Genomic DNA, 1,931 nt, shown 5'->3' with positions numbered 1-1,931 from the left:
TGACTTTCGGTACTCTCAACTTCTCTTCGTCTTTGCACGTCTCGTTCGGGAGGGTCGATTGAGCCGCAGCGAATTGAATCGACTGTCTGATGACAAGCTTGCGCTTATTGATGGCATGCTGACGCTGTAGGGGGCGCCTTCGTTGCAAGAGGTCAATCACGACGAGCTGTCGCCGAGGTTCGCCGCATCACTCAAAGTGAAGCGCGTACGCTTTCACGACGCCGCTCGGGACGAACTGATCGACGAGACCCTTGTCAAGGTTGCGAGGTGGGTCTTGTTACCGGCAAGGCACTCCGCGCCGAGTTGCGCTCTGGTTTTGAATGCGAGACCGTGGATGTTGGAAAGCGCACGCCTCCCAACGCGCGTACCTACCTCAACACCCCATTGAACAAAGCCACCGTCCGCGCCCACGCCTGCTGCGCCGCCGCCTGGTCGTAGCGCGGCGTGGTGTCGTTGTTGAAGCCGTGCTGCGTGCCCGGGTACTTCACGGCCTGGAAGGGCACGTTGGCGGCCTTGAGGGCGGCTTCGTAGCCGGGCCAGCTGGCGTTGATGCGTTCGTCGTTGTCGGCATACACCAGCAGCAGCGCGGCCTTGATGTTGGGCACCTGGTCGGCCGGCGGTGCCATGCCGTAGAAGGGCACGGCGGCGCCCAGCTCGGGCAGCTTGGTGGCCAGGAAGTTGGCGATGCCGCCGCCGTAGCAAAAGCCCACCACGCCCATCTTGCCGTTGGTGTTGCTCACGTTCTTCAGGTAGGCGGCCGCGGCGATGAAGTCTTCCTGCGTCTTCGACTGATCCAGCTTGCCGAACAGCTCGCGGGCCTTGTCCTCGTCGCCCGGGTAGCCGCCCAGCGGGTCCAGCGCGTCGGGCGCGAAGACCACGAAGTTCTCCAGTGCCAGCCGGCGCGCGATGTCTTCGATGTGTGGGTTCAGGCCACGGTTTTCGTGCACCACCAGCACCGCGGGCAGTGCACCGTTGGCCGCTGCCGGCCGCACCAGGTAGCCGCCGCCCTGGCCGTAGCCGCGGGGCGAAGGGAACTTGACCTTCTCGCCGCGGATGCGTGCATCGCCCGGCGACACCTGCTGCGCCTGCGCAAAGCGCGGGCTCAGCGCGGCCAGCAGCGCCGCGCCGCTGACGCCGCCGGCCGAGAACCGGGCCGCGCCCTCGATGAAGCCGCGCCGGTCGAGCAGCCCGTGCACGTAGCGGTCGAAGAGGCGCAGCACTTCGGGGTGGAAGTCTGCGGCGGTCTGGCGAGGGGGCTCATGGGCCATCGGTCTTCTCCTGCAAGGGCTGAGGTGCCACGGTGTACCCCACTGCGGGCATCCTGTCAGCGGGCGGGGCATCATGCGCCACCCATTGCTTTGCGAGCACCCCATGATCGACCTGCACTACTGGACCACGCCCAACGGCCACAAGGTCAGCATCTTCCTGGAAGAAGCCGGCCTGCCGTACACCATCCACCCTGTGAACATCGGCAAGGGCGAGCAGTTCCAGCCCGAGTTCCTGCGCCTCTCGCCCAACAACCGCATCCCGGCCATCGTGGATCAAGACCCCGCGGGGGGCGGCGGGCCGCTGTCGGTGTTCGAGTCGGGCGCCATCCTGCTGTACCTGGCCGACAAGACCGGCCGCTTCATCCCGCAGGACCTGCGCGGCCGCACCGAGGTGCTGCAGTGGCTGTTCTGGCAGATGGGTGGCCTGGGCCCGATGGCCGGGCAGAACGGCCATTTCCACATGGCTGCGCCGGAGAAGATCCCCTATGCCATCGAGCGCTATGTGAAAGAGACTGCGCGCCTGTACGGCGTGCTCAACAAGCAGCTCGAAAGCCGCGAGTACATCGCGGGCGACTACAGCATCGCCGACATGGCCTGCTACCCCTGGGTGGTGCCGCACAAGATGCATGAGCAAAAGCTCGAGGACTTTCCGAACCTGCAGCG

The 1,931-nt window shown here is 65.7% G+C and carries 2 protein-coding genes; one reads left to right on the top strand and one right to left on the bottom strand.

Translation table 11 applies throughout. The annotated features are described in order from the left end of the window. Window positions 1-368: 368 nt before the first annotated feature. Window positions 369-1,268 carry a dienelactone hydrolase family protein gene (locus ABNT58_RS00785; RefSeq protein WP_348751610.1) on the bottom strand — a complete coding sequence of 300 codons (900 nt, stop codon included), beginning with the start codon at window positions 1,266-1,268 and terminating at the stop codon, window positions 369-371. 103 nt (window positions 1,269-1,371) lie between these two features. On the opposite strand from ABNT58_RS00785, the gene ABNT58_RS00780 reads away from it, so the two are divergent. Beyond that, window positions 1,372-1,931 (top strand): glutathione S-transferase N-terminal domain-containing protein (locus tag ABNT58_RS00780; protein WP_348751609.1); only part of this gene is annotated, 560 nt, incomplete at its 3' end.

Origin of the sequence: uncultured Aquincola sp. (assembly GCF_964001545.1) — a bacterium.
Classification (GTDB): domain Bacteria; phylum Pseudomonadota; class Gammaproteobacteria; order Burkholderiales; family Burkholderiaceae_C; genus Aquincola.
This window is presented reverse-complemented; position numbering and strand designations above follow the sequence as displayed.